At 39.6% G+C, this 2,510-nt stretch carries 3 protein-coding genes and 1 pseudogene; all 4 read left to right on the top strand.

Annotated elements, in window-relative coordinates; all coding sequences use genetic code 11:
• The first annotated feature begins 186 nt into the window (after positions 1 to 186).
• The gene (ybgC, locus tag HNQ69_RS05770) at positions 187 to 630 is read left to right on the top strand and encodes a tol-pal system-associated acyl-CoA thioesterase (protein WP_183229122.1); all 444 of its coding nucleotides are present in this window, start codon (positions 187 to 189) and stop codon (positions 628 to 630) included.
• A gap of 135 nt (positions 631 to 765) precedes the next feature.
• Positions 766 to 1,479: a protein TolQ gene (gene tolQ, locus HNQ69_RS05765; RefSeq protein WP_183229121.1), complete on the top strand. Its 714-nt coding sequence runs from the start codon at positions 766 to 768 to the stop codon at positions 1,477 to 1,479.
• A gap of 12 nt (positions 1,480 to 1,491) precedes the next feature.
• Positions 1,492 to 1,941: a protein TolR gene (gene tolR, locus HNQ69_RS05760; protein WP_183229120.1), complete on the top strand. Its 450-nt coding sequence runs from the start codon at positions 1,492 to 1,494 to the stop codon at positions 1,939 to 1,941.
• Positions 1,942 to 2,034: 93 nt separating this feature from the next.
• Positions 2,035 to 2,510: pseudogene (locus HNQ69_RS07960) on the top strand (hypothetical protein); the annotation flags it as partial.

Genomic DNA, 2,510 nt, shown 5'->3' with positions numbered 1-2,510 from the left:
GAGCAACCCTATAAACATTCTTTAGGGACAAACGCTGCAGCGTTTATAGGTGAACGTTTACCCCAAAAGCTTGGAGCCATTGAGAATTTTGTGCTCTAGCCTTCACGATTTCAACACAAAAATGCGCTCAATTGCTTGACACCCAAGACAATTCACCCCTACAAAAGACTTTATGGGACAGAGAAAATGATGGAAACCTCCTCTTTTAAGAGTAATCATAAAAATAATTTTCATGATTTTCAGGTGCGTGTTTATGTTGCTGATACCGATTTTTCTGGTGTGGTTTACCATGCGCGATATCTAGAATTTTTTGAACGGGGCCGTTCAGAGTTCCTAAGGGATACTGGTTTTAATAACAAAATGTTAGCTTCAGGGGTTGGGGGTGAAAAACTTTTTTTTGTTGTACGTCATATGGAAATCAATTTTTCACGACCAGCACAAATCGATAATCTTTTAACCATCAAAACACGGGTTAATCGTATACAAGGTGCACGCTTCTTTATGGATCAATATATTATACAGAATGACACCACAATGTTGGTAACAGCCAAAGTTGAAATTGCTCTTATTAACGAAACAGGAAAACCACGACGTTTACCCAAAGAGCTTTTTTCGACAATTCTTGTTTAAAAGTGTACTCCATAAAAAGCGGTATTGGATATTTTTTTAAGAAAGAGACAGGAGTTTTTTCTTAAATTTAGAAACTATAAAATAATCTGTTTTATTAAATAATAAATAAATCTTTCTTTGAGAGGGACAAAAATAATGCCGCATCTAGAACTGACAAGTCCAGAAACAGTTGGAATGTTACACTTATTTATGCAAGCTGGTTTCGTCGTTAAAGCTGTTATGATTGGGTTGTTGCTGGCTTCCGTGTGGAGCTGGGCAATTATTTTTGATAAAATCTTGACCTATCGGAGAATTCGGCGTGAAATAAAACAATTTGAACATACATTTTGGTCGGGACAACCTTTGGAAGACCTTTATGCAGCATGTAAAAGTCAGACCACCAACAGCATATCTGCAGTTTTTATGGCAGCAATGGTGGAATGGAAAAAGTCTCTCGAAAAAGGAATTCACACATCCATAAGCTTGCAGAGTAGAATTGATAAGGCCATGGATCTTACTTTAGGACGTGAACGTGCAAAAATAGAATCAAAATTAGGGTTTCTCGCGACACTTGGATCAGCAGGACCTTTTATCGGCCTTTTTGGAACAGTTATTGGTATTATGGGTTCGTTTCTTTCTATTTCAGCGTCTCAAAACACTTCGCTTGCAATTGTCGCACCAGGCATTGCAGAAGCTCTTTTGGCTACCGCCATTGGTTTGTTTGCGGCAATCCCAGCGGTTATTGCCTATAACAAATTGGTCAATGAAAGTGCGCAAATTGTCGCACAAATAGAAAATTTTGCCGATGAATTTTCGACAATTGTATCACGGCGTATTGATGAAACACTCAAAGTGAATTCATCATTATAAGAGGGATTGTTTATGGGTATTTCTGTTGATTCTTCTAAAAAAAACACACGGAGGCAGCATCATTCACACAGACAACTGATGAGTGAGATCAATATAACACCGTTTGTTGATGTCATGCTGGTGTTGTTGATTATTTTTATGGTCTCTGCTCCACTTTTGGTCAATGGCGTTCCTCTTGATTTACCCAAGAGTCAAGCGGGACCTGTACAAACGAAAAGTACTCCACTCACGGTTTCACTTGATGCGCAAGGGCGCTTTGCCATTAATCAAGATTACTATGATACGTCTGAAGCTCTGATTGCGCAACTCAAACTCCAATTGGAAACGGATTCTGCACAAAAAAACCAACGTATTTTTGTGCGTGCTGCTAAAACTGTTGAATATCAACAAGTGTTAAAACTACTCGCAGAACTTCAAAAAGCAGGCTTTTCGCAAGTTGCTTTAGCAAGCCTGGCACAATAAGATTATTACAAATTGGCACATGTTGTAGGAAAAATAATACTTGTAGGAAAAATAATACAAAGTGATTAAAAGTACAAAATGCAAGGTATGGAGATGAACAAAGACTCTTATCATAGTATGAAACGAGGCTTGGCTTTATCCCTTACAGCCCATGTCATTCTTTTTAGCTGGGGGGCTCTTCACTTTATCTATCCCGGCTCTTTGCCACAACAACTGGAAGCAATTCCGATCACTCTTGCTCCTTTGACTGAAGAACTTTCCTCTCAACAAGGGGCGTTGAATGCCCCTGTGCGTGCAATTCCGGCAGTAAAACCAACGATAAAACCCCAAGAAAAAGAAGAGGCACACTATGTTGGAGAGGGACAGATAGATAATTCTGTGTCTTTTAAACCAAAAGAAAAAACGCGGCTCATTGATATGTCACCTCCGCCATCAGGAGAAGAAAAGACGTCAGAGGAGACCCCAAAGGCCTTGCCAGAGGTGCCTTTAGAAAAGACATCAGAGGAGATCTCAAAGGCCTTGCCAGAGATGCCATTAGAGAAGACGTCAGAGGAAACCCCAAAGGCCTT

It is taken from the genome of Bartonella callosciuri, assembly GCF_014203215.1.
GTDB lineage: Bacteria > Pseudomonadota > Alphaproteobacteria > Rhizobiales > Rhizobiaceae > Bartonella > Bartonella callosciuri.
This window is presented reverse-complemented; position numbering and strand designations above follow the sequence as displayed.